General features: G+C 44.0%; 16 protein-coding genes. 5 read left to right on the top strand and 11 right to left on the bottom strand.

All coding sequences use genetic code 11. From position 1 onward, the window contains the following. Positions 1-80: 80 nt before the first annotated feature. Positions 81-404, bottom strand: coding sequence for a hypothetical protein (locus tag PQO05_RS11235; RefSeq protein WP_273633007.1), 324 nt, complete (start codon positions 402-404; stop codon positions 81-83). Positions 405-555: 151 nt separating this feature from the next. Between PQO05_RS11235 and PQO05_RS11230 the strand changes: the two genes are divergently transcribed. Continuing rightward, the gene (locus PQO05_RS11230) at positions 556-1,164 is read left to right on the top strand and encodes a class I SAM-dependent methyltransferase (protein WP_273633006.1); all 609 of its coding nucleotides are present in this window, start codon (positions 556-558) and stop codon (positions 1,162-1,164) included. Positions 1,165-1,183: 19 nt separating this feature from the next. Here PQO05_RS11230 and PQO05_RS11225 read toward each other — a convergent pair whose 3' ends face one another. The 8 genes from PQO05_RS11225 to PQO05_RS11190 form a co-directional block, all read right to left on the bottom strand. Further along, positions 1,184-1,885 (bottom strand): alpha/beta fold hydrolase, encoded by a 702-nt coding sequence (locus PQO05_RS11225; protein ID WP_273633005.1) that lies wholly within the window; start codon positions 1,883-1,885, stop codon positions 1,184-1,186. A 68-nt stretch (positions 1,886-1,953) separates the two neighbouring features. Continuing rightward, positions 1,954-2,541: a Crp/Fnr family transcriptional regulator gene (locus PQO05_RS11220; RefSeq protein WP_273633004.1), complete on the bottom strand. Its 588-nt coding sequence runs from the start codon at positions 2,539-2,541 to the stop codon at positions 1,954-1,956. Between the two features lie 110 nt (positions 2,542-2,651). Continuing rightward, positions 2,652-4,019 (bottom strand): alkaline phosphatase family protein, encoded by a 1,368-nt coding sequence (locus PQO05_RS11215; RefSeq protein ID WP_273633003.1) that lies wholly within the window; start codon positions 4,017-4,019, stop codon positions 2,652-2,654. 29 nt (positions 4,020-4,048) lie between these two features. Then, on the bottom strand, positions 4,049-5,074 hold the full coding sequence (locus PQO05_RS11210) for a metallophosphoesterase (protein WP_273633002.1): 1,026 nt from the start codon (positions 5,072-5,074) through the stop codon (positions 4,049-4,051). Positions 5,075-5,128: 54 nt separating this feature from the next. After that, entirely contained in the window at positions 5,129-6,667 is a 1,539-nt protein-coding gene (locus tag PQO05_RS11205) for a RagB/SusD family nutrient uptake outer membrane protein (RefSeq protein WP_273633001.1), read from the bottom strand. 27 nt (positions 6,668-6,694) lie between these two features. After that, a complete protein-coding gene (locus PQO05_RS11200; RefSeq protein ID WP_273633000.1) occupies positions 6,695-10,087 on the bottom strand; it encodes a SusC/RagA family TonB-linked outer membrane protein in 3,393 nt (1,130 codons plus the stop codon). Between the two features lie 128 nt (positions 10,088-10,215). Next, entirely contained in the window at positions 10,216-11,157 is a 942-nt protein-coding gene (locus PQO05_RS11195) for a FecR family protein (protein WP_273632999.1), read from the bottom strand. Positions 11,158-11,229: 72 nt separating this feature from the next. After that, the gene (locus PQO05_RS11190) at positions 11,230-11,826 is read right to left on the bottom strand and encodes an RNA polymerase sigma factor (RefSeq protein ID WP_273632998.1); all 597 of its coding nucleotides are present in this window, start codon (positions 11,824-11,826) and stop codon (positions 11,230-11,232) included. A gap of 147 nt (positions 11,827-11,973) precedes the next feature. On the opposite strand from PQO05_RS11190, the gene PQO05_RS11185 reads away from it, so the two are divergent. The 4 genes from PQO05_RS11185 to PQO05_RS11170 all read left to right on the top strand — a co-directional run bounded on the left by PQO05_RS11185 (position 11,974) and on the right by PQO05_RS11170 (position 15,215). Beyond that, positions 11,974-12,591, top strand: coding sequence for a TetR/AcrR family transcriptional regulator (locus PQO05_RS11185; RefSeq protein WP_273632997.1), 618 nt, complete (start codon positions 11,974-11,976; stop codon positions 12,589-12,591). 65 nt (positions 12,592-12,656) lie between these two features. After that, positions 12,657-13,904: an MFS transporter gene (locus PQO05_RS11180; RefSeq protein WP_273632996.1), complete on the top strand. Its 1,248-nt coding sequence runs from the start codon at positions 12,657-12,659 to the stop codon at positions 13,902-13,904. A gap of 38 nt (positions 13,905-13,942) precedes the next feature. After that, positions 13,943-14,506, top strand: coding sequence for a cysteine hydrolase family protein (locus PQO05_RS11175; RefSeq protein ID WP_273632995.1), 564 nt, complete (start codon positions 13,943-13,945; stop codon positions 14,504-14,506). A 106-nt stretch (positions 14,507-14,612) separates the two neighbouring features. Continuing rightward, positions 14,613-15,215, top strand: a complete 603-nt coding sequence (locus PQO05_RS11170) for a class I SAM-dependent methyltransferase (RefSeq protein ID WP_273632994.1) — start codon at positions 14,613-14,615, stop codon at positions 15,213-15,215. 15 nt (positions 15,216-15,230) lie between these two features. On the opposite strand, the gene PQO05_RS11165 is transcribed toward PQO05_RS11170, so the two are convergent. Together PQO05_RS11165 and PQO05_RS11160 are read right to left on the bottom strand one after the other, a co-directional pair. Beyond that, positions 15,231-16,466 carry a hybrid sensor histidine kinase/response regulator gene (locus tag PQO05_RS11165; RefSeq protein WP_273632993.1) on the bottom strand — a complete coding sequence of 412 codons (1,236 nt, stop codon included), beginning with the start codon at positions 16,464-16,466 and terminating at the stop codon, positions 15,231-15,233. Positions 16,467-16,498: 32 nt separating this feature from the next. After that, positions 16,499-22,150: a HAMP domain-containing protein gene (locus PQO05_RS11160; protein WP_273632992.1), complete on the bottom strand. Its 5,652-nt coding sequence runs from the start codon at positions 22,148-22,150 to the stop codon at positions 16,499-16,501. Positions 22,151-22,340: the final 190 nt, after the last annotated feature.

The raw sequence follows: 22,340 nt of genomic DNA, 5'->3' as shown, positions 1-22,340 counted from the left end.
GCAATGGCAGTGCCAACACCACTGACTTTAATAAGGGGTATAATCTACTCAAAATTATAAATCCTGATAAATGAAGCTCCTCAATGCACCCCAACTCTATTTTTCTTAACCAATGGCAGCACAATAAACTTTACTATACCATGTGCAACCAGGGATAAAGCAAAGGTGAAAACGATGATCATTACAACCCGTGAAGGCGTATTGAAATAATCTAAAAAGCCCGAGCGGTGCTCGCCACTGTACAATACTGCAAGTATACAAACGGTTATACCTGTAAGCCACAAGGTAAGATGCGAATAAAAATAGCGTGAAGAACCGAATTTAGGGCCAACGAATGAAGCAATTAACAGCACAACGTGTGCAACAAACAAAAGAACGGCGATAAGGATTAGAAAATAAAACATAATAAATGGTTAAAGGGTCAGATACCCAAAGTAGAAAATTGTCTTCTAATTATTGCCAAAATATTTTATTCAAGTTTTGAACAGGCATTTTCTTATAAATAGACTTGCACTTTTACACCGCATTATCTAATTTGTTTACTCAACATCCATTATGCAAAACACACTGCTCCAAACCTACGGCAACATTGATATTTACCTGTTCGATCAGTTGCTGAAAGGCCGTTATGATAACGCTGAAAAAGTACTGGATGTAGGCTGTGGCAGCGGGCGAAACCTGTTTTATTTTTTACGCAATGGCTATGAGGTTTTTGGGATCGACCCGAATCCTGCCGCGATTGAAACGGTTAAGCAATTATCAGCAGCGCTTGCACCAGATAATCTGCTATCAAATTTTATAGTAAGCACAGCTGAAGATCTGCCGTATAACGATGCCGAATTCGATTTAATTATCTGCAACGCTGTACTACATTTTGCGAAAGACGAACAGCATTTCGAAAGCATGCTGCGCTCTATATTCCGGGTATTAAAACCGGGTGGCTACTTTTTTGCAAGGCTGGCATCAGATATCGGGATAGAAACATTGGTAAAGCCCTTAGGCAACCACCGCTATTTATTACGAGACGGCAGCGAACGTTATTTAGTAGACGAACAAAGGCTGCTAAAATATACCGATGAACTGGGTGTATTGTACGAACCACTAAAAACCACTAACGTACAAAATATGCGTGCCATGACTACCTGGTGCGTGCAGAAGGTTTAGTTGGGATTCGGCAATACTTTCAATTAATCAACAAGAATTGCTCTAATACCTCATTAAACTCTTCCGGTTTCTCCATCATCGGGGCATGTCCGCATTCTGGCAGTATCACAAGCTTCGAATTTGATAAGTGTTGCTTAAACTCTTTGGCAACAGACAATGGTGTAATCTGGTCTTCATTACCCCATATCAATAAAACAGGTGTCAAAATTTGGGGAAGGTGCACAAGCACATTATTCCGTTGGGCCGATTTTGCAGTTTTAACAGCGCAAAGGCATTTAAAGGTATTGGTAGTTACCTGCAATACTTCGGCAACAAGTTCATCAGTAGCTATGGCAGGGTCATAAAATGTTGCGGCAACCCGTTCTTTGATGTAAACATAGTTTCCACGCTTCAAATAACTACCCACCTGGGTATTTTCATACAATCCAGAACTACCTGTCAACACCAGTTTTGCAACATTAGCGGGGTATTTGAGTGTGTAAAGAATAGCAACGTGCCCGCCCAATGAATTGCCGACAAGAATAACATCCTCAAGTTTATTGGCTGCAATAAACCCTTCCAGAAAATTGAGTAAATGTTCGAGGCTATCTGTTTTATATTTCTCGTATATGGGCAGCTCCGGAATATAAATATCAAACCGTTTTCCGAAATGGTTGACTACCTCTTTCCAGTTACTTAATCCCCCAAATAGCCCGTGGAGTAATATTATGCTTTGTTTCATCTCTATTTTTGAAACAAAGCTATGGTTGGGGAATATTTCAGTTAGTGACTTCAGTCACAAAAGCGCTTTTATTTCAACATAAATAATCTCGCCCGGCTTAAGGCTTCGCGGCTGATATACAGGTAACGCGCGATATTAGTGAGCGATATTTTTTGGATGATGGCCGGCCGGCGTTCTAACAGGTAACGGTAACGACGTAACGGACTTTTTAAGGATAAAATATATTGATGCTCTGACTGCTGCTCCAGTATTTCCTGGTACAACTGCAGGTTTACATGCAGCAGGTTCATGTGGAGATCGTAGAGCGGCTGTAGTTTTTTGATATTGATTCTTAGCACTACTGCATCTTCCAATGCTGTAATACTTACGGCAGACGGGGCTTTTTTATTATAGCTTTCGCAATTGGCCAGAAAATCATTAGGGAAGCCGAATTTAATGATCTTTTCGTTACCATCTTCGTCCTGGATTGAAAATTTAAACGTGCCCGAAATTACAAAGGCCGAAAAACGTGCAACCTTCCCATACTTCAAAAACGAATCACCTTTTTTAACTTGCTTAACGGTGGCCATCAAATCAAGCAAACGCCACTCGTCTTCGGTTACTATCGGATATTTTTTCCTGAGCTCATCGTACCAGCAGGGTAATTCGTGTTTCATTACAACCAGGGCTTTTAATACACCAAAGTAAAAAAATATCTATATTAAATCGTGATCCCGGTTGGGATCACGATTTAATTACATAACGCATACAATTGAATATACCTGTGTTATTTACCTTTCTTTTCAGGCACCAACATCCCCGGATAAACAACACCGTCCATGTCAGTCATTTGAAGGTTCAATAGGTTAGATATAAGCGGTGCAATATCTTCTTGACCAATCACGGGTAAAACCACACCTTGCTTTATGCCGCGTCCGAACGCAAGAAAGCCGGTTTGAATGTCTTTAAAATCAGTAGGCAGATAGCCGTGTGTACCGCCTTTGGCTGACGTAAGCAGTTCGCCTGTGGCAGTTGCTCCAAAGCAAATGCCTTGATAAGCCGCCAGTGCCAATGCTGCATTAGGGTCGCCCTGTGCTTCGGCAATTTGTTTCTTATCTAGCACATGGAAAAGCTTTTTAATACCGGCAGGTAATTCTGCAAGGGCTTTGTTTACTTTTTCTAATGAAGCTTTGTCTTTCGGGTCGCGCAATATCAGGAATGCAGAACCACCGCTTTGCTGAAAGTAAGCTTTCCAGTTTTCTTTATCATCGTTATTGTATAAACCAATTTTGGCCAGCATTACGTTAGGGTTAAATTGTGTATTGATGTCAACAAACCCATGATCCCCGGTTATAATAAAGGTGGTGTTCTCGCGCATGCCTGCCATTTCAACGGCATCCATGATGGTTTTGATGGCTACATCTACCCCTACCACAGCTGAGCGTACTTTATCGCCATCGCGGCCTTGCTCATGCTGAAAATGGTCGGTTAACCCGATATGGATAGCCAGGAACGCTGGTTTGTATCTACGTAAAATGTAAGCCGCCATGCGCGATTTATTCTGGTCGTTAGTATTATTATCTATGGTTGCGCCGTACTCCTCATTCAGCTTTCCAATGGCATTATCCTGCATTTCCTGGAAAAGCGATTTAGGGTTCGATTCATCATATAAAGCTTTGATCTCGTCCTTTTTCTCGCCTTTGTTTTTCGGCAGTATTACAAACTCGGGCAGGTTATAATCAATAGGTGCGCCAACAGTTACAGGCCAGCTTACACCGGCAGTAACTAAACCGGCACCTTTGGCCGCCGTCCAGATGGTTGGTACCTTTATGTCTTTATAATACCAAAACCATTTACCGGTAATACCCAGCGGCTCAACCGGTGTATTGTAGTAAATACCATGTTTGGCCGGCAATACCCCACTGATGATGGTAGTGTGCGACGGGTAAGTTACCGTTGGGAAACTACCGCGCACGCCCTGTGCGTAGGTACCGGTTTTCATGGCCTGGCGAACGTTGACCATGCCCCATGTTGGGTCGAGGTAAAATTCGGGACGTAAGCCGTCTATACTGATTAATACGACGTGTTTATCTTGCGCGCGGGCAACAGAAGTAGCCAGCAGACAAATTAAAAGCCCCTTGAATAGATGTTTCATAAATGTTTATTGAATAGGTAAATGTGTATTTAGAATAAAGGAACGGTGAACTGACTGTCGCCATCGGTTTCGCTCTCTTTAGTGTATGGCGAAAATGTGCGAACAGACAACTCGTTGTTCTTAACCGAGAACTTGTACAAACGCATCAATCCATTACCACCATTTGGTCGGCTCTGGTAATCGCTTAGGAAAGCTTTGATGGTATGGCCGTTATAGGTTTCGGTACGATAGCCTTCGCCATTATCGCCAACGTGGCCGCAAAGCATCATAAACACATTAGGGTTGCCTTTTAAGGCTTCATAGATAGCTTTACCCTCGGCGTTAAACGGTGCCTGCGGGGTTAACGAACCTGCTACCGGGGCAAAGTGCAGTATGGAGTGGCTTACCACAATGGCTTTGCGCGATGCATATTTTTTCAGGATCTCATTGGCCCAACCGTACATATTGGCCTGGTCTTCGTTATGCGAATCAAACTCGAGAAATAGAACAATAAAATCAACTCCACCTGCGGTAAACAAGTCATAATGGCTATCATTATTTTTACCGTAATGGCCGCCGTAATATGGCCGTCCTTCGAAATGCGGAACGCCAAAATATTTATTATAACCATTGGTAGTGCCGGTTACAGGGTATTGCGATGGAAACTGATCGTGGTTACCCACACTTAAACCGTAAGGGATACTTACAGGAGTTTCCAAACCATAAAGCGCAGTTTTTGCCAGATACCATTCAGAACGATTGGTTACCGGGTTGTCGCCATGCTCGGTAATATCGCCCATGTGGGCAACATAAGCTATGTTCTCTTTAACCTGGTTTTTCTGGATCCACTCAATCTGTGCTTTAAACATATCGAATGTACCGCCAAGCTGTGCCTGGGCAATATAATATTGCGTATCGGGTAATACAGCGATTGAGAAATCACCGGGCTTAACCACTGCAGGGGTACCGGGCGTGTTGAGCACCGTATCAACCAGCGTTGCGGCCTTTACCTGGTTGCCAAACGTGAGCATGCCCATAGCCAATGAGGCTAAGCATATATTTTTAAATGTTGCCATAAGTATAGTGTAAATGAAATACCCCGCTGCCTTGCAGCAGCGGGGTAAAGGATATTAATAACCTGGATTTTGTGTAAGCTGCGTATTCAGACCTACTTCAGCCTGAGGCAGTGGAAACAGTAGTTTATCGTTAGTAACGATGTATGAATCTGCCGAGATGTAGCTGATCTGGGTTTTCAGTTTCACACCAAAGGCATTCATCACAGTTAATGCATTACCGGTGCGTGTCAAATCGTGCCAGCGTTTGTTTTCGAAGGCCAGCTCAACACGGCGCTCGTGTAAAATAGTATTACGCAGGGTTGTTTGATCGGCACTGGTAACAGGAGCCAATCCTGCACGGGCACGCACTGTATTTAAAGCAGTTAAAGGTGACTTACCCTGCTCGTTTTGCGCTTCGGCCAATAACAATAAGGCTTCTGAGTAACGGTAAATAGGGAAATCATCAGCCGAACCTGTTATAGCTGCAGGTGTGTGTTCATATTTTTTACAATAAGGCACTGCCGTTTTTCCGCTTGGAGGCGTGGTGTATCCTACAATGCTCTTCACGGCAGAATAAGTAAAATAGTTACTGCCATCATACACACCTTCGGCAACACCGATAGAAGCATCCAGGCGCTTGTCGCCCGCTTCGTAGTTACTAATCAGATCCTGTGTTGGTGTGTTCCAGCCGCCCGTAGTGGTGTTATCAATAGCCAGCGTGGTAATTAACGAAGTATTTTTACTACGTGGCAAAAAGTGAAAACACAAAGGGTTGGGTGTTGAACCCGTAGTGGTTCCATCCAAAAACTGCACCTCAAATAACGACTCTTTGTTGTTTTTATTAGCAGGTAAAAAAGCGTCAGAATAATTGGCGTTTAGGGAGTAACCCATCGTTGACAAGCTGTTCAGTAAGGTCTCGGCTTCAGCCCAGCGTTTCTGCGTTACATATACATCGGCCAATAATACCGTAGCAGCACCCTTGGTAGCGGCTCCAGTTTGGGGAAATTTTGTTGGTACCGGCAGTTCGGTCATGGCATCGGTAGCATCGGCAATAATTTGTTTGTACACATCATCGGCAGATGAGCGCGGCAGGAAAGCATCTTCAGGCGTACGCACTTCATTCAAAAACAGCGGCACACCACCAAACAGGCGCACCAACTTAAAGTACATCAGCGCACGCAGAAATTTACATTGGCCGTCGTAGCTTTTTACAGAAGCATCGGGGATGCCAGATGCGGTTTTCAACCTCGAGATTACAATATTAGCCCTTGATATTACGAGGTACAGATCCTGCCATTCGGTAGCGGTATAGCTATCAGTTGATGGATCCATAAAATCAGAAAGTTTTTCGCGGTCTGTATAGGCCGTACCCCTGTTACTTAAAAACGACTGATAAATTGTGTTATCAGAGCGCATTTCCGAGAAAAGGTAATCGGTAGTCACCACATCGCGCAAGCCTGCATAAGCAGCTGTTGTTGCCTGCCCGAATTGCGCATCTGTTTGGTAATAATTCTGGTCGCTGTATGATGATTTGGGCGCCAGATCAATAAAGCTTTTTTTGCATGAAGCTGCTGTTAGCAATACCAGCCCCATCAAAGTATATATTTTTTTCATTGTGCTCTTTTTAAATTTTGCTTTCAATTATTTTAATGACGCTGAAACACCTATTGAGAAAGTTCTCGGTACCGGGTAGCCATTCTCATCCACACCAATACCTTGTGTTGGATCCTGGCCGCTTAAACTGATCTCAGGGTTCATGCCCGAGTAACCGGTAAATACAAAGGCTTGCTGTACCGAGCCGTAAACACGAAGCGATTTAAAGGCGAAATTATTTTTGAAAGGCAGCGTATACCCCAAAGAGATATTTTTGATGGCGAAGTACGAGCCGTTTTCGAGCCACTGTGAGTTTACCTCGCGGCCAATTGCTGTAGTACCTGTTTTAGTACGCGGATAAATGCCCGAACCCGGATCGTCGATAGAACGCCAGTGATCAAGCGCGGCAGCCAATGGTACGCGCGAACCATCCATATTGGTTTGGTAAGCCCATTTTGCTGCGTTCAGAATCTGGCCGCCTACAGAGAACGAGGTATGGATGTTGAGGTCGAACCTTTTATAGGTAAAGTGGTTGGTAAAACCACCTGTAAAGGTAGGTGTAGGGTCGCCAATAAAGGTACGGTCGTTCACATCATCAATCACGCCGTCGCCGTTAATATCTTTAACCTTGATGGTACCAATGTCTGATGATCCGTTAGGGGATGTAGCAGTGGCCTGATATTTTGCTGAACTGGCCAGGTCGGCTGCATTCTTATATAATCCTTCATAAATAAAACCATAAAACTCACCCAAGTGGTGACCAACCTGCTGGCGGAAATAATCAGAAGATACAGTATTGTTACGGCGGATATAACCCGGTGATACTAAACTCTTGATGATGTTACGATCGAACGAGATATTGAAGGAACTGTTCCATTTAAAGTCGCGGTTGTTAATGTTAACGGTATTGATCGTGATCTCATGTCCCCAGAAAGCCAGTTTACCTACGTTATCATAAACGGTGCTAAAACCCGATGAAGTTGGCAGCGGCCTGGCTTGTATCAGGTGGTCAGAAATTTTGTGATAATAATCGTAAGTAAGGCTGATGCGGTTTTTCAGCAGGCTCAGGTCAAAACCTAAATCAAGCTGTAAGCTCCGCTCCCATTGTAAATTGGCATTACCCAAATTGCTGAGTGTGGTACCCTGGGTAATGGTGTTATTATAATCGTAGTAGTAATTTGAGGTAGTGGATTGTGCCACATAATTACTTGAGAAAAAGTTATTACCCGTTACCCCGTAGCTGGCGCGGATCTTAAACAGATCCACGTCTTTAAAGCGTTCCATAAATTTCTCGTCGCTTACCACCCAGCCGGCTGATACTGAAGGGAAATTACCATACCTAGAATTTGCACCGAAGCGGGAAGAGCCATCGTTACGAAAAGCACCTTGCAACAGGTATTTACCTTTATAATTATAGTTGATGCGGCCGATAACAGACAGTAATGAATAAGCTGTATAGCTGCTGTTACCGGTTACACTGGTTGCCGCTGTAAGGTATGGGATATCATCATTAGGGAAACCTAAACCGGTTAAGGTATTAGAGGTTGATGAATACTTCTGGGCAGAGTAACCGCCTAAGATTTCGAGGTTATGATCGTGGTGGAAAGTTTTTTTGTAATTGATGTACCCTTCGGCCGTATATGAACCATTATCTACCGAACTGCTGGTACCGGTTGGGTTGTTAACTGTAGAGCTTACAATACCCGACTGGTAGTAATTACGGGTTTCGCCGCCCTTATCAACACCTACGTTTACTTTCAATAACAGGTCTTTTACAACCTCGTAGTTGATGTAACCATTTCCAAGTATACGTGTGGTTTTATAATCATCATTGGTTAAATTAAATTGTGCCAATGGGTTAATATAGGCCACCATACCCGGCGAGCTTACATTACGCTGGTAGGTACCATCGGGATTAAAAGGCGCAATCAGCGGGCTGGCCTCGAAAATACGCTCGAATAAACCGCCCACACCGTCTGTGGTTAAGCGGTTGTTATGATCTAAGCGGTAACTTGGCGCCAGGTTAAACCCAACTTTTAGTTTACCATCAACTGCGGTTACATCTTTATTAATACGTGCAGAAAACAAGCGTGTACCAGTGTTAATTAAAACACCCTGCTGATCAGAGTAGCTCACAATAGCAGTAGAAGATGATTTTTCGGTAGCCGATTGGATAGCCACATCATAATTTTGGATGGGTGCGGCACGTGTAAGCAGTTTGTACCAGTTGGTTCCCTCTCCGTAGCTTGCAGGGTCCCTGTCAAGGTAAGCTGCTTTGTAGTCGGCAGCAATGCTATAATTTTTTTCATACAGCAAGCCGTCCTGTGCACGCTCGCGCATAAACTCGGCAAATTGCTCGCCATTCATTACTTTCGGTACTTTGTTACCGGGTAACACCTGCACGCCATAATTCGCATTAAATTCTACTGTAGCACCAGCACCTGGTTTAGCGTGGCGGGTGGTAATTAATATTACCCCGTTTGATGCTCGTGAACCATACAATGCTGTAGCAGAAGCATCTTTCAGGATACTGAAACTTTCAATTTCATCGGGATTGATATTGTTGATACTCCCGGTAATCGGCATACCGTCGATCACAAAAAGAGGCTGGTTGTCTGTAAAAAACGATGCAGCCCCACGGATCCGGAAATCAATGCCCCTACCCGGCTGGCCGCTGCTTTGCACAACAGACACGCCTGCTACCTTGCCCTCCAATTGCTGTGCAAATTGTATTACAGGCATATCTTTTAAAGAAGATGCATTTAACTCGGCTATTGAACCGGTAATCTCTTTTGCACGCTGTTTACCATAACTTACAGTAACCTCTTTAAGCAGGCTGCCACCCGTAAGGCTCACATTAATTGTTGCTATTTTATTGGCTACTACCTTTACATCTTTGGTTTCGCTTTTACTGTAGCCAACAAAGGTTACCTCTACCGTATAAGTACCTTCGGGTACGTTAAGTACGTAGCCGCCATCATTGTTGGTTACCACACCTGTACCAGTACCGGCAATTTTTACCGAAGCACCGGGTAGTGGCGCACCGGTTTCGTCGGTTACGCGGCCGGTAATTTTACCCGAGCCTTGTTTAAACAACAGGATGTTGCCGGCTTCTTCTTTAAAGCCGATACCAGAGTATTTTAAAACGTTGCTAAGCACCATGTCTAAAGGCTCATCTGTAAAGCTGGCGGGCTTTACGTAGATGTCCTTTAGCCCGAGATAAGCTTCATCATAGGCAAATATCAGGTTGGATTTGCTTTCGAGCTTTTTAATTACCGAAGACAAATTCTCGTTGCCAACCGACACGTTAATGCGGCTGTTAAGGCCCTGGGCCTTAACGTTGGCTGCTTCTACATACAGCAGCCCGATAGTGAGCAGGATACTAAATGCTAAAATTGTAGTTCGCATAAATTGCTTCCATAACAGTGTATAGAAATTCATATTTTTGATTGCTTTTGTAAGTGTGAATATTTGCTGAGCATTGCAAGCCGTGGATTGCCGTCCGTTGGCTCGCAAAAATTATTACACGGCTCTGTATTAGCGTACAGGGCCGTTTGTTTTTTGGAGGTTTAGTAGAGAATTACGTCCTTGCCCTCCTTTCTGAAATGTGTGTTGTGAATTTGGCTGATCACTTTTAAAATCTGATCGGCCGGCAAGTTGTGCTGGATACGCATGCTGAACAGGTAGCTGTTTACATGCTCATTTCCTGCTTTTAGCGATAAGCCAAAAATATTATTGATCACCACTGCCAGTTCCTGGAAATTGGCTTGCGATAATGTGGTATAACCCGTTTTCCAGCTCTGGGCGTCATTAGCATTAACTGCTTGCTCATGATATTGACCTGTGATTGTTGCGTAACTTAATTGCTGACCGGGCAATAACATAGCCAGGCATTTGCCGCCTTTAACAACCCCTACCTTACCTGTAGCAACCGAAACCTGAATATTGCTTAGTTTTTGATAAGATCGTACATTGAATGAGGTACCCAGCACCTGTACATTTAATTTACCGGTGTGTACCACAAACGGATGCTGCAGGTTTCTTTTTACATCGAAAAATGCTTCACCCTCAATCAATTTTATTTCGCGCAGGTGGCCTTTAAACTCAACCGGCACCTGGATTGTACTGGCTGCATTTAGCCACACTACAGAGCTATCGGGCAGGTTAATTTGTTTGAGACCTTTGGTAGAAGTGCGAATGGTATTGTAAACTACCTGCTCTTTTGCCAAACGAAGTGTGCGCAAACGATAAAACATCAACGATAACCCTGCAAAAACTAATAGGCTTGCTGCAATACGGAACACAGGCAACCTGAAAACAGAGGGCTTTACTATAACAGGTTTTACCTTAGCGTAGATGACATTTCTGATGCGTTGCTTTTCAGCCTCGCTCAAATCCTGTTCCTTATCTTTATATGATCGGTACCAGGCATCAATCAAGGCGTTCTCTGTTTCGTTGGCTTCGCCCTTTAAGTATCTTGTTAGTTTCTGTCTAAATTTATCAATATCCATATCTGGGGTTTTCAGTATTAAGTCGCTGAAAACCCACCGGGGTACTTATAATTAAGATGAAACTTATGTTAATTATTTGTGAAGTAGCAAGGGCAGCAATAAGGCTGTATAAGTAAGGTGCTTCTCGGGATATTTCTCAGCAATTACGATGCGCAAGCGGCGCGTAGCCTCGGCAATATAGTTTTTAACTGTTTGGTCGGCCAGGCCCAATTCGCCTGCTATGGCTTTTACTGAAAGATTGTCGCTGCGCAGCATGTAAACTTTTTTGAGCATTTCGGGCATGTTGTTTACAGCCTCTTCCAATGTTTTTTCCAGTTCGATGTAATCGGCAATGGCTTCTATCGAGTCTTCGAGCAGGTTAATCCGCTCCAAAGCATCCTGCATCTTAACGTCGGTTGCCTGCTGTGAACGGAAATGGCTGATCACGCTTAAACGTACGGCACCATGCAAATAATTTTCGAGCGAAGTATTGATGCTGAGGCTTTCGCGGCGTTGCCAGATCTTGATAAAGATCTCCTGCACAATGTCCTGCGCAATTACATCGTCGCCCAGGCGGGCATAAGCAGTTTTATAGAGTTTCTCCCAATAGCGGTCGAACAAAACATCGAAGGCGAAATGATCGCTCGCTTTAATTTGTTCCAGTAAGGCTAAATCAGAAAAATGCTCCATCGACAGGCAGCAAAATTAAAACATTCAATGTTAAGCTAATCTTAATTCGGACTACGATGTGCAACAAATCAGTTAAAAAACATTTCGACATATTTTGTTAATTTGTCAAATAGTATTACTTTTGTGCAGTTAGACTTTCCCAATACGATGTCAGCACCCATTTCAGCCAAAGAAGATTTAATACAGGAACAGATCCTGACGGCGGCTAAACACCTGTTCCAGGTGTATGGCCTGGCTAAGGTAACGATGGACGATGTGGCTAAAGCTATAGGCAAAGGCCGCAGTTCGCTGTACTATTACTATAAAAACAAAGACGAAATTTTCGACGCTGTATTTAATGTGGAGATGCACGAGATGCTCACCGCGATGGAAATGGCTGCAAACCAGGCGAAGACCGTTGAAGAAAAGATCAATGCTTTCTTTATCACAAAACTTAAAGTGGTGAAAGAAAAAGGTGCTTTTTTTAGTGCCATAAGGGCTGGCATGGATGCAGAAGCATTAACTGCTTTTCAGAAAACCAAGATCGTACATCATAACACCATCATGAAGATGGAAGGTGCTTTACTCACCCGTATTTTAAATGAAGGTATCAAACGCGGCGAACTAAAAGCTATTAAAGAAAACGAAATGGATATCCTGATCTTTATTTTACTGAGTAGCATACGGGGGATAAGAAACGAGATAAACCTGGTAGATAACGCAACAGAATTTGAGCCTACCATCGCTCAGTTCACCGGTTTGATGATGAATGGATTGAAGAAATAAAAAAATTTGATTACTTTTCGACAAAAAGACAAAATATGTCGAAATGATTATAGATAAAACACAGAATGGCAACATCACTAACTAACAATACTTTTCGCGCATTTCGCAACCGTAATTATGCCTTGTTTTTTACCGGGCAGTCTGTTTCGCAAATAGGTACCTGGATGCAGCGCACAGCTGTAATATGGGTTATTTATTCGCTTACGCATTCAGCCTCAATGATCGGGTTTTCTGTTTTCGCGCAGCAATTTCCATCGTTCTTACTTTCCCTGTTTGGCGGTGTTGTTGCTGATAGGTACCCGCGTTATAAGATATTACTCATTACCCAAACAGCATCCATGATACAAGCCATATTGCTGGCTGTGCTAATACTTACCAACCATTACGTAATATGGGAAATTTTAACATTGAGCGCATTATTAGGTGTAGTTAACGCTTTTGATGTGCCAGCGCGACAGCCCATGGTTCATGAAATGGTTGACGATAAGGCTGATTTGGCAAACGCCATTTCGCTTAACTCGGCTATGGTAAACCTGGCTCGGTTGGTTGGTCCTGCCTTATCTGGTTTAGTTTTGCAAGACTTTGGTGCAGGTGTTTGTTTTAGCATCAATGCACTCAGCTTTATAGCTGTAATCGGTTCGCTGATATTGATGAAATTCCCGGAATTTAAACCGCCCGTCAACAAGAAAAAGGTGGCCGCCGAACTTACAGAGGGCCTTCGGTACCTGAAACAAACACCAGCCATCAGCATGCTCATTTACCTGTTGATTTGTTTAAGCGTGCTCATTTTCCCCTACGACACCATGGTGCCGGTATTTGCGAAGGTAATTTTTAAAGGCAACGCAGCTACTTACGGTTACATAACCGGCGGTATTGGCCTGGGGGCATTGGTGGGCAGCTTTTTACTGGCATCTGCCAAAAAAGATATAGACTTAAGGAAGATATTACTGATAAGCATTACAGTATTGGGCGCCGGGCTGATCCTGTTTTCGCGAACCAGCAATTTTGTTTTTGCCCTGCCCTTTGCTGTGGTTTTGGGGCTGGGCTCATTAACCCCCATGTCGACCACCATTACCATTATACAGATAGAAGCTGCCACCAACATGCGTGGACGCGTAATGAGCTTTATTGCGATGGCATTTTTCGGCATGCTGCCGCTGGGCAGTTTACTGGTAGGTAATATCTCGCAAAAAATAGGTGCGCCACTTACCATGCTTTGTCAAGGCATACTGGCCCTGGTGATAGTAGCGATATTTTCAAAACTACTACCTAAAATTAAACCTGCTGAAAGCGAAAAAGCAATTCTTCAATAATAAAAAATAAAATACAAACCCTATTAAAAAACAATAAAATGGAACAAAAATCGCCAAACACGGCCCTCTTAGTAATGGACATGCAAGAAGGCATAGTAGCCATGCTACCCGCTGCATCAACAATTTTGAGCAATGCAGCCAAAGCCATAGCGGCTGCACGCAGCAACAATATCCCTGTTATTTATGTGGTTGTAGGTTTCCGCAACGGTGTACCCGAAGTAAGCGAAACCAGCACCAAGAGCTTTGCAGCAGGTAAAGCGCATTTTGCAAGCCTCAACATGGACGATTTTATGAGGGTACATGCCGAACTTACTCCTGCCGATGGCGAAGTAACGGTAGTTAAACGCCGCGTAAGTGCCTTTACAGGTAGCGACCTGGAAGTGATATTAAGAGCATTCGGTATTAAACATTTGGTGTTGGCCGGGATCTCTACCAGTGGCGTAGTGTTATCTACCCTGCGTGAAGCGGCTGACAAGGATTACAAATTAACCGTGCTATCTGACTGCTGTGCAGACCGCGACGAGGAAGTTCATCGTGTATTGACCACCAAGGTTTTCCCGGGCCAGGCTGATGTGCTGATGGTTGAGGAATGGAGTAAGTAATGTTATAGAAAAGAAAGGCTGTCTTTAAATTGAAGACAGCCTTTTTCATTATATAGTTTGCTATATTACAGCTTCAATACCGATTTGTAGGGTTAACCAAAACAACATGAATATAATTGACAAGGCGGTCATGAACAGCTATCATGATATGCGCGTTAAAGAATTTGGTGAAGGTACTGTTGAAGCACTGGGTTGGCTTGATAAGACCAGTCAGTTATCGCGCTTTGCTATGCTGGCGGGTATTGGCGACATGAATAATCATTCGGTATTGGATGTGGGCTGCGGTTACGGCGATCTGCGGGAATATCTTGGTGAACGATACCCAGATCTGCATTATTCGGGACTCGATCAGGCGGGAGCATTTTTAGCTGTAGCATCAGAACGTTACCAATTGCCCAACACCACTTTTTTACTTGGCGACTTTTTTACTGCCGAACTACCGCATACCGACTATGTATTGCTAAGCGGTAGCCTTAATTACAAAAGCAGTGACCCCGATTTTATTTATAAGATGATCAGCAAGCTGTTTAATGCCTGTGAAATTGCCTGTGGCTTTAACTTACTCAGCAAAATAAACGACCCCGGAGGTATCCTGATGGCTTATGATCCTGATAAAATTATGAACCATTGCCTCACTTTGACCGATAATGTAGTGTTACATAACCAATATTGCGATGGCGATTTTACCGTATGGATGTACCGTAAATAATTCCCTTCAGGATTGTTAAACAACCGCTAAAGCCGTGCTATTTTTTGGCATGGTAAAACGGAAACAGGTTCCTTTACCCAACTCACTGTCTACATTAATGGTACCACCATGCGTGGCAATAAAATCCTTAACTAATAAAAGCCCAAGTCCGGTCCCTTTTTCTTTGCCTGTCCCTAAAAGCGAACTCGCACTCATATCTCCCAAAACCATTTCTCTTGTTTGCTGAGACATGCCCACGCCGTTATCCTCTATACATACTTCTACCATATCGCCTAAACTTACAGCAGTAACGGCAATCACCCCATCGCCAGCTGGGCTGAATTTAATGGCATTGGTTACCAAATTCTGCAAAACAGAACGCAGCATCAGTGCATCTGCATGGATATAAAGCTCTTCCTCTACATTATTCTCGAGGGTAACTTCTTTCTGACTGGCATTTTCTCTCAGCAGATCTAATGACTCATTTACACAATTCCATAAATGAAGCTTTTCAGGCTTAAACTTGGTTTTCTCGCGCTGATCTTTAGCCCACTCTACCAATTCGTTTAACTGGCTTAATACTTTGTTTGATGTTCTATTGATGATACCAGCAAACATCCGGATCTGATCGGGCAGCATTTTCTCGGCAGACCGGGAAAGATTTTCTGACGAAGCCAGCAAGGCTGTTAAAGGGTTACGCAGATCATGCGATATCACAGAAAGGAATTTATCTTTCGATAGGTTTAAGGCCTTTAATTCGTGGTTCAGGTTTTCCAGCTCAATGGTTCGTTCCAGTACACGCTGCTCCAGGTCCTGGTTTAATTGTACCAGGTCATCATTAATGGCCTGCAACTTTTCTTCCTGTTTTTTTAACAGACGGTTTTTCTGGTACAGGTCTGTAAACACAGCAACCTTAGATCGCAGCATTTCGGGGTTAAAAGGTTTGCGGATAAAATCAACCGCTCCTGCTTCATAACCTTTAAATACTGCGGCTTCTTCATAATCATGTGCTGTGATAAAGATGATGGGGATCTGCCTCAGCTTATCGCGCTGGTAAATCAATTCTGCTGTTTCGTATCCATCCATTATCGGCATTTTCACATCAAGTAAAATGAGGCAAAAATCTTCCTCTTTTAACAAAATGCGCAATGCTTCCCTTCCCGATGTGGCTTTATAAAAGGCGTATTTATCCTTATCCAAAACCACCTCCATCGAAAGCAGATTATTCTCATTATCATCTACCAGCAATATCTTAATGAGCTCTTCCTTCATCTATCTTATCCTATAACAATTAACACAAGTATTTATTTAATTAACCACACACGCATCAGCGATAGTAATTGATCAGTTTTTACCGGTTTGGTAATATAGTCTGATGCACCAGATGAAATACATTTCTGGCGGTCGCCAATCATTGCTTTTGCGGTTACGGCAATAATAGGTAAACTCTTATTACGCTGCTCTTTCCTGATCATCTGGATAGTTTCGTACCCATCCATTTCGGGCATCATAATATCCATCAGCACAATATCAATCGATTTATCTTTATTTAAGATTTCGAGCGCCTCTCTCCCGCTTTCGGCAGTGATGGCATTAATTTTCGACCGTTCAAAAACCGCCGTTAAAGCAAACAGGTTACGTACATCATCATCCACTACCAGCACTTTTTTGCCATCCAGTATGTCGGTCGAATCCTGGATCCCGGTAAGCAGTTTTAGTTTATTTTCATCTACCGATTTTTTATCGATGTGCAGCAACACCAATATTTCTTCGAGCAGGTAAAGGTGTGATGAAGGTGTTTTGGTAATCACCTTATGGTTGAGGCGTTTTAACTGAATCAATTCGTCCTGGGTAAAGTCTCTGGCCGAATGTAGAATAATAGTGGTATCAAGCTGTTTAAAGGCGTTGATCTGGTTCAACAAATCCAAGCCATTCGCGTCGGGCAATACAAAGTCAATAATGATACAATCAAACGAGGTCTTTTTCAGTATAGCGATACCATCATGAGCCGTTGTAGCGCCGTAAACCTCAATGTTATCATTATTAATTAACTCCGACAGCCTTTGCAGCTCGGCTTCGTTGTCCTCAATAATTAATACCTTTTTGGTATTGTGCTGATGGAATTTAACGATGCCAGAGATCAGCTCATCTAACGAAGTGTTAGACAATGGTTTTAAGCTGAATGATTTGGCTCCAAATTTTAAAGCCATCGCTTTATTATCCTCGCCCGAGATTACATGAACCGGGATATGGCGCAGGTTTATGTCGGTTTTTAACAGTTTGAGGATCTTCCAGCCGTTTGATTCGGGCATGTTTACATCCAGCGTAATGGCAACCGGGTTATACTTAATAATACTATCGAAAATTTCGAGATAGCTGATGGCTACCACTACCTTCAAATTAAGATCATGCGCTTTATCGATCAAAATCTTGGTAAAACGAAGATCATCCTCAACCACCAGCAGCACACGATCTTCTGATACAATGTTATGGCGGTCATCATCTACCAGTAAATCGGCCGTATCCATTAAATTGGTATGCGAGTGTACAACCGGGTAAATTTCTTTTGGCTTAACAGGCGCCGATTTTTCTTCTTTATATTTCAATGGCAGGAAGAGTGTAAATGTACTACCCTTACCCAATTCGCTGCCTACGGTAATAGTACCGCCCAATAGCTCGGCAAAACCTTTACTGATGGATAGGCCTAAACCGGTACCTCCGTATTTACGACTGGTTGAACCTTCAGCCTGTTGGAAAGCTTCGAATATAATGCCCTGGGTGTTTTTTGAGATCCCGATACCCGAATCTTCGATCGAGAAGGCAATAACAGATTCAGGGCTCTTCAATGGGTTCTCCTGCCCTATTCCAGGTCGGTAAATATTAAGTTTTACGCTGCCTTTTTCTGTAAACTTAAAGGCGTTGGATAATAAGTTTTTCAGGATCTGGTTTAATCGCTGCATATCCGTTTCCATCAACTCTGGTAAACCCTCCTGCAGCTGGATCTCAAATTTAAGGTTCTTAGCTTCTGATATTGGTTTAAAGGTTGATTCGGCAAATGAGGCAATCTCTTTAAAGCTTACCGGCATTACATCGGCAGCAATAACGCCCGACTCAATTTTAGATAGATCCAGAATATCATTGATCAGCTGGATCAAATCATCACCGCAAGAATGGATGGTTTTGGCAAACATCCGCTGCTTTTCGGTGAGGTTACCTTCCGGGTTCTCAAATAATTGCTGTGCGAGGATTAGCAAACTATTCAACGGCGTACGCAACTCGTGCGACATGTTAGCTAAGAACTCTGATTTGTATTTGGATGTCAGCGTTAACTGCTCTGCCTTTTCTTCCAGCGAACGGCCTTTATCATGCAACTCATCATTGGCGCGCCTTAACTCTTCCTGTTGTGCAGAAAGCTCACCGGCTAATGATTGCGATTGCGATAACAGCTCCTCAGTACGTGTATTGGTTTCGATGTTGTTTAGTACAATACCAATACTCTCTGTCAGCTGATCCAAAAAGTCGATGTGGGTATCGCTGAAGTTTTCGAATGATGCCAGCTCAATAACCGCTTTAATATTGTTTTCGAATAATACCGGCAGGATAACCAAATCAATAGGTGCCGCACTACCAATACCTGAGCTGATTTGCAGGTACTCGCTCGGCACATTAGAAAGCCTGATGCGTTCTTTATCTGTAGCACACTGGCCAACCAAACCTTCGCTCAGCGAAAACTCCTGGTTAATAAGCTTACGGCTTTTTTGTGCATAGCCTGCAAATAAGCGAAGTGTTGGCTCATCTGCCGCCTCTGGTTGTTCCAATATATAGAATGCGCCGTAACGGGCATTCACTAGCTCGGCCAACTCCGAAAGTACTTTATTTGCCACCGCGTTTCTATCGCGCTGGCCCTGTAGCATCTGCGCAAATTTGGCAAGGTTTGATTTTAACCAATCCTGCTCATGGTTACGTAATGTGGTGCCTTTAAGGTTGGCAATCATCTGGTTAATGGTATCCTTCAAAGCTTCCAGCTCGCCTTTGGCTTCCACGCGGATGGTTCGGGTTAAATCCCCTTTGGTTACAGCCGATGCTACCTCTGAAATTGAACGTACCTGCGTAGTTAAGTTCTGTGCCAACTGATTTACGTTCTCCGTTAAATCCTTCCACGTTCCTGATGCACCCGGCACACTGGCCTGGCCACCCAGGCGGCCTTGTACACCCACCTCACGTGCTACCGTAGTTACCTCGTCGGCAAATACGGCAAGGGTATCAATCATTTCGTTAATGGTATCGGTAAGTTGTGCCACCTCGCCTAATGCGTTGATGGATAAGCGCTGTTTCAGGTTTCCTTTAGCAATACCCGTAGCCACCTTGGCAATACCACGGATTTGCCCTGTTAAGTTGGATGCCATCTGGTTTACCGAATCCGTTAGATCTTTCCAGGTTCCACCTACCCCTTTTACGTGGGCCTGGCCACCCAGCTTGCCCTCTGTACCTACCTCACGGGCCACACGCGTTACCTCTGATGCAAAGGAGTTGAGCTGATCCACCATCGTGTTGATGGTGTTCTTTAAGTCCATGATCTCACCCTTAACATCGATGATTACCGTTTTAGATAAGTCGCCGCTGGCCACCGCCTTGGTTACCTCGGCTATATTACGTACCTGCGAGGTTAAGTTACTCGACATCTGGTTTACAGAATCCGTTAAATCTTTCCACGTGCCCGCAACGCCCGGCACAAAGGCCTGGCCGCCCAGGTTACCATCGGTACCCACCTCACGGGCCACACGCGTTACCTCTGATGCAAAACCACGCAGCTGATCCACCATCGTATTAATGGTTTCTTTCAGCTGGAGGATCTCGCCCCGTACGTCTACCGTAATTTTCTTAGATAAATCGCCGTTGGCTATCGCGATGGATACATCGGCTATATTTCTTAATTGTGCCGTTAGGTTACCGGCCATTTTATTTACCGAATCCGTTAAATCTTTCCAGGTACCATCCACACCCGGCACGTTGGCCTGGCCACCCAGCTGTCCTTCCGATCCTACCTCACGGGCCACACGCGTTACTTCTGATGCAAAGCCGCGCAATTGATCCACCATGGTATTGATGGTATCCTTCAACTCCAATAACTCACCTTTGGCGTTTACCGTAATCTTCCGGGATAAATCACCCTTCGCTACCGCTGTAGTTACCTCGGCAATGTTACGTACCTGCGAGGTTAAGTTATCGGCCATTTTATTTACCGAGTCGGTTAAATCTTTCCAGGTACCGCCTACGCCCGGCACGTTGGCCTGCCCACCCAGCTGACCTTCTGAACCTACCTCACGCGCCACACGCGTTACCTCAGAACCGAATGAGTTCAACTGATCCACCATCGTATTAATGGTGATCTTGAGCTCCAGCATTTCGCCTTGTACGTCAACCGTAATTTTTTTAGATAAATCGCCTTTTGCTACGGCTGTTGTTACCTCGGCTATATTTCTTACCTGGCCGGTTAAGTTACCTGCCATCTGGTTTACCGAGTCGGTTAAATCTTTCCAGGTACCACCTACGCCCGGTACGTTGGCCTGCCCACCGAGCTGCCCCTCAGAACCTACCTCACGGGCCACACGCGTTACCTCGAACGAGAAAGAGTTCAGCTGATCCACCATCGTATTGATCGTGTTCTTCAACTCTAACAGCTCCCCCTTAGCATCCACCGTGATCTTCCGGGATAAATCGCCTTTTGCTACCGCAGTGGTTACCCAGGCGATGTTACGCACCTGGTCAGTAAGGTTACTACCCATTTGATTCACGGAGTCTGTCAAATCTTTCCAAACCCCGCCCACTCCTTTTACACGGGCCTGGCCGCCCAGTTTACCCTCTGTACCTACCTCGAGCGCCACACGCGTTACCTCTGATGCAAAGGAGTTAAGCTGATCCACCATGGTGTTGATCGTCTTTTTCAGCTCCAACATCTCCCCTTTTACGTCAACCGTGATTTTCTTAGATAAGTCACCATTCGCCACCGCCGTGGTTACACCTGCTATATTTCGCACCTGCGATGTGAGGTTACCTGCCATCCGGTTTACAGAATCCGTTAAATCTTTCCAGGTACCTGCAACGCCCGGCACTTTAGCCTGCCCTCCCAATTTACCTTCGGTACCTACCTCCAATGCCACACGCGTTACCTCTGAAGAGAAGGAGTTCAATTGATCCACCATCGTATTAATGGTGTTCTTTAACTCAAGTATCTCCCCTTTGGCTTCTACCGTAATCTTTCGCGAAAGGTCACCTTTTGCCACCGCTGTGGTTACCGCGGCCACGTTACGTACCTGGGCAGTTAAATTACCGGCCATCTGGTTTACAGAATCCGTTAACTCGGCCCAAACACCGGCTACGCCTTTAATTTTTGCCTGTTCACCCAATTTACCTTCAGAACCTACCTGCCTTGCAACACGGGTTACCTCCATCGAAAATAAGCGGAGTTTGGAAAGCATCTGGTTTGATTCTTTAGCAATACGTAAAAACTCACCTTTTAACGGGTGACCTTTTATTTCGAGCGGGATTTGTTTGGACAGATCGCCATTGGCTACCGAGTTAATCATCCCGGCAATTTCAAGCGTTGGCGAAGTAAGGTCTTCGATGAGGTTATTGAGTGAATTAACACCATTGGCCCATTCGCCCCTGGCATCAGTTAACTCAATCCTTTTAGATAGATTTCCCCTTTTACCGATCGTTTTTTCGGCCGAAGAGATCTCGGCCACAAAACGCTCGTTCATATCGATGATATCATTAAGTACTTCACAGATCCTGCCGTTAATGCCTGCCTGCGTGACCGGCATACGCACACCCAGGTTTCCATTTTTTACAAACGAAAGCACCTTCAACAGTTCTTTCAGATCAAGTGAATCTTCCTGAAGCTGGTTGGTTACTTGTGTACCATCTAATACTTCGTTTAAGATATCGTTTTTCATGCGGGGTAGATAAATTGTGATTTAACTATTAGATTAATCAATAAAATGACAAAAGGTATAGGTATAATATTTAATTAATGCAAAATAAGAATTTCTTGTACGACAGAATCGATCATATCCGGTAACAAATCAAACGTAAACGGCAAAAAATTATTCTTAAGAGAAAGTTATTTAAGTCTTCAATAGGTCA

This window comes from Mucilaginibacter jinjuensis, from assembly GCF_028596025.1.
Classification (GTDB): Bacteria; Bacteroidota; Bacteroidia; order Sphingobacteriales; family Sphingobacteriaceae; genus Mucilaginibacter; species Mucilaginibacter jinjuensis.
This window is presented reverse-complemented; position numbering and strand designations above follow the sequence as displayed.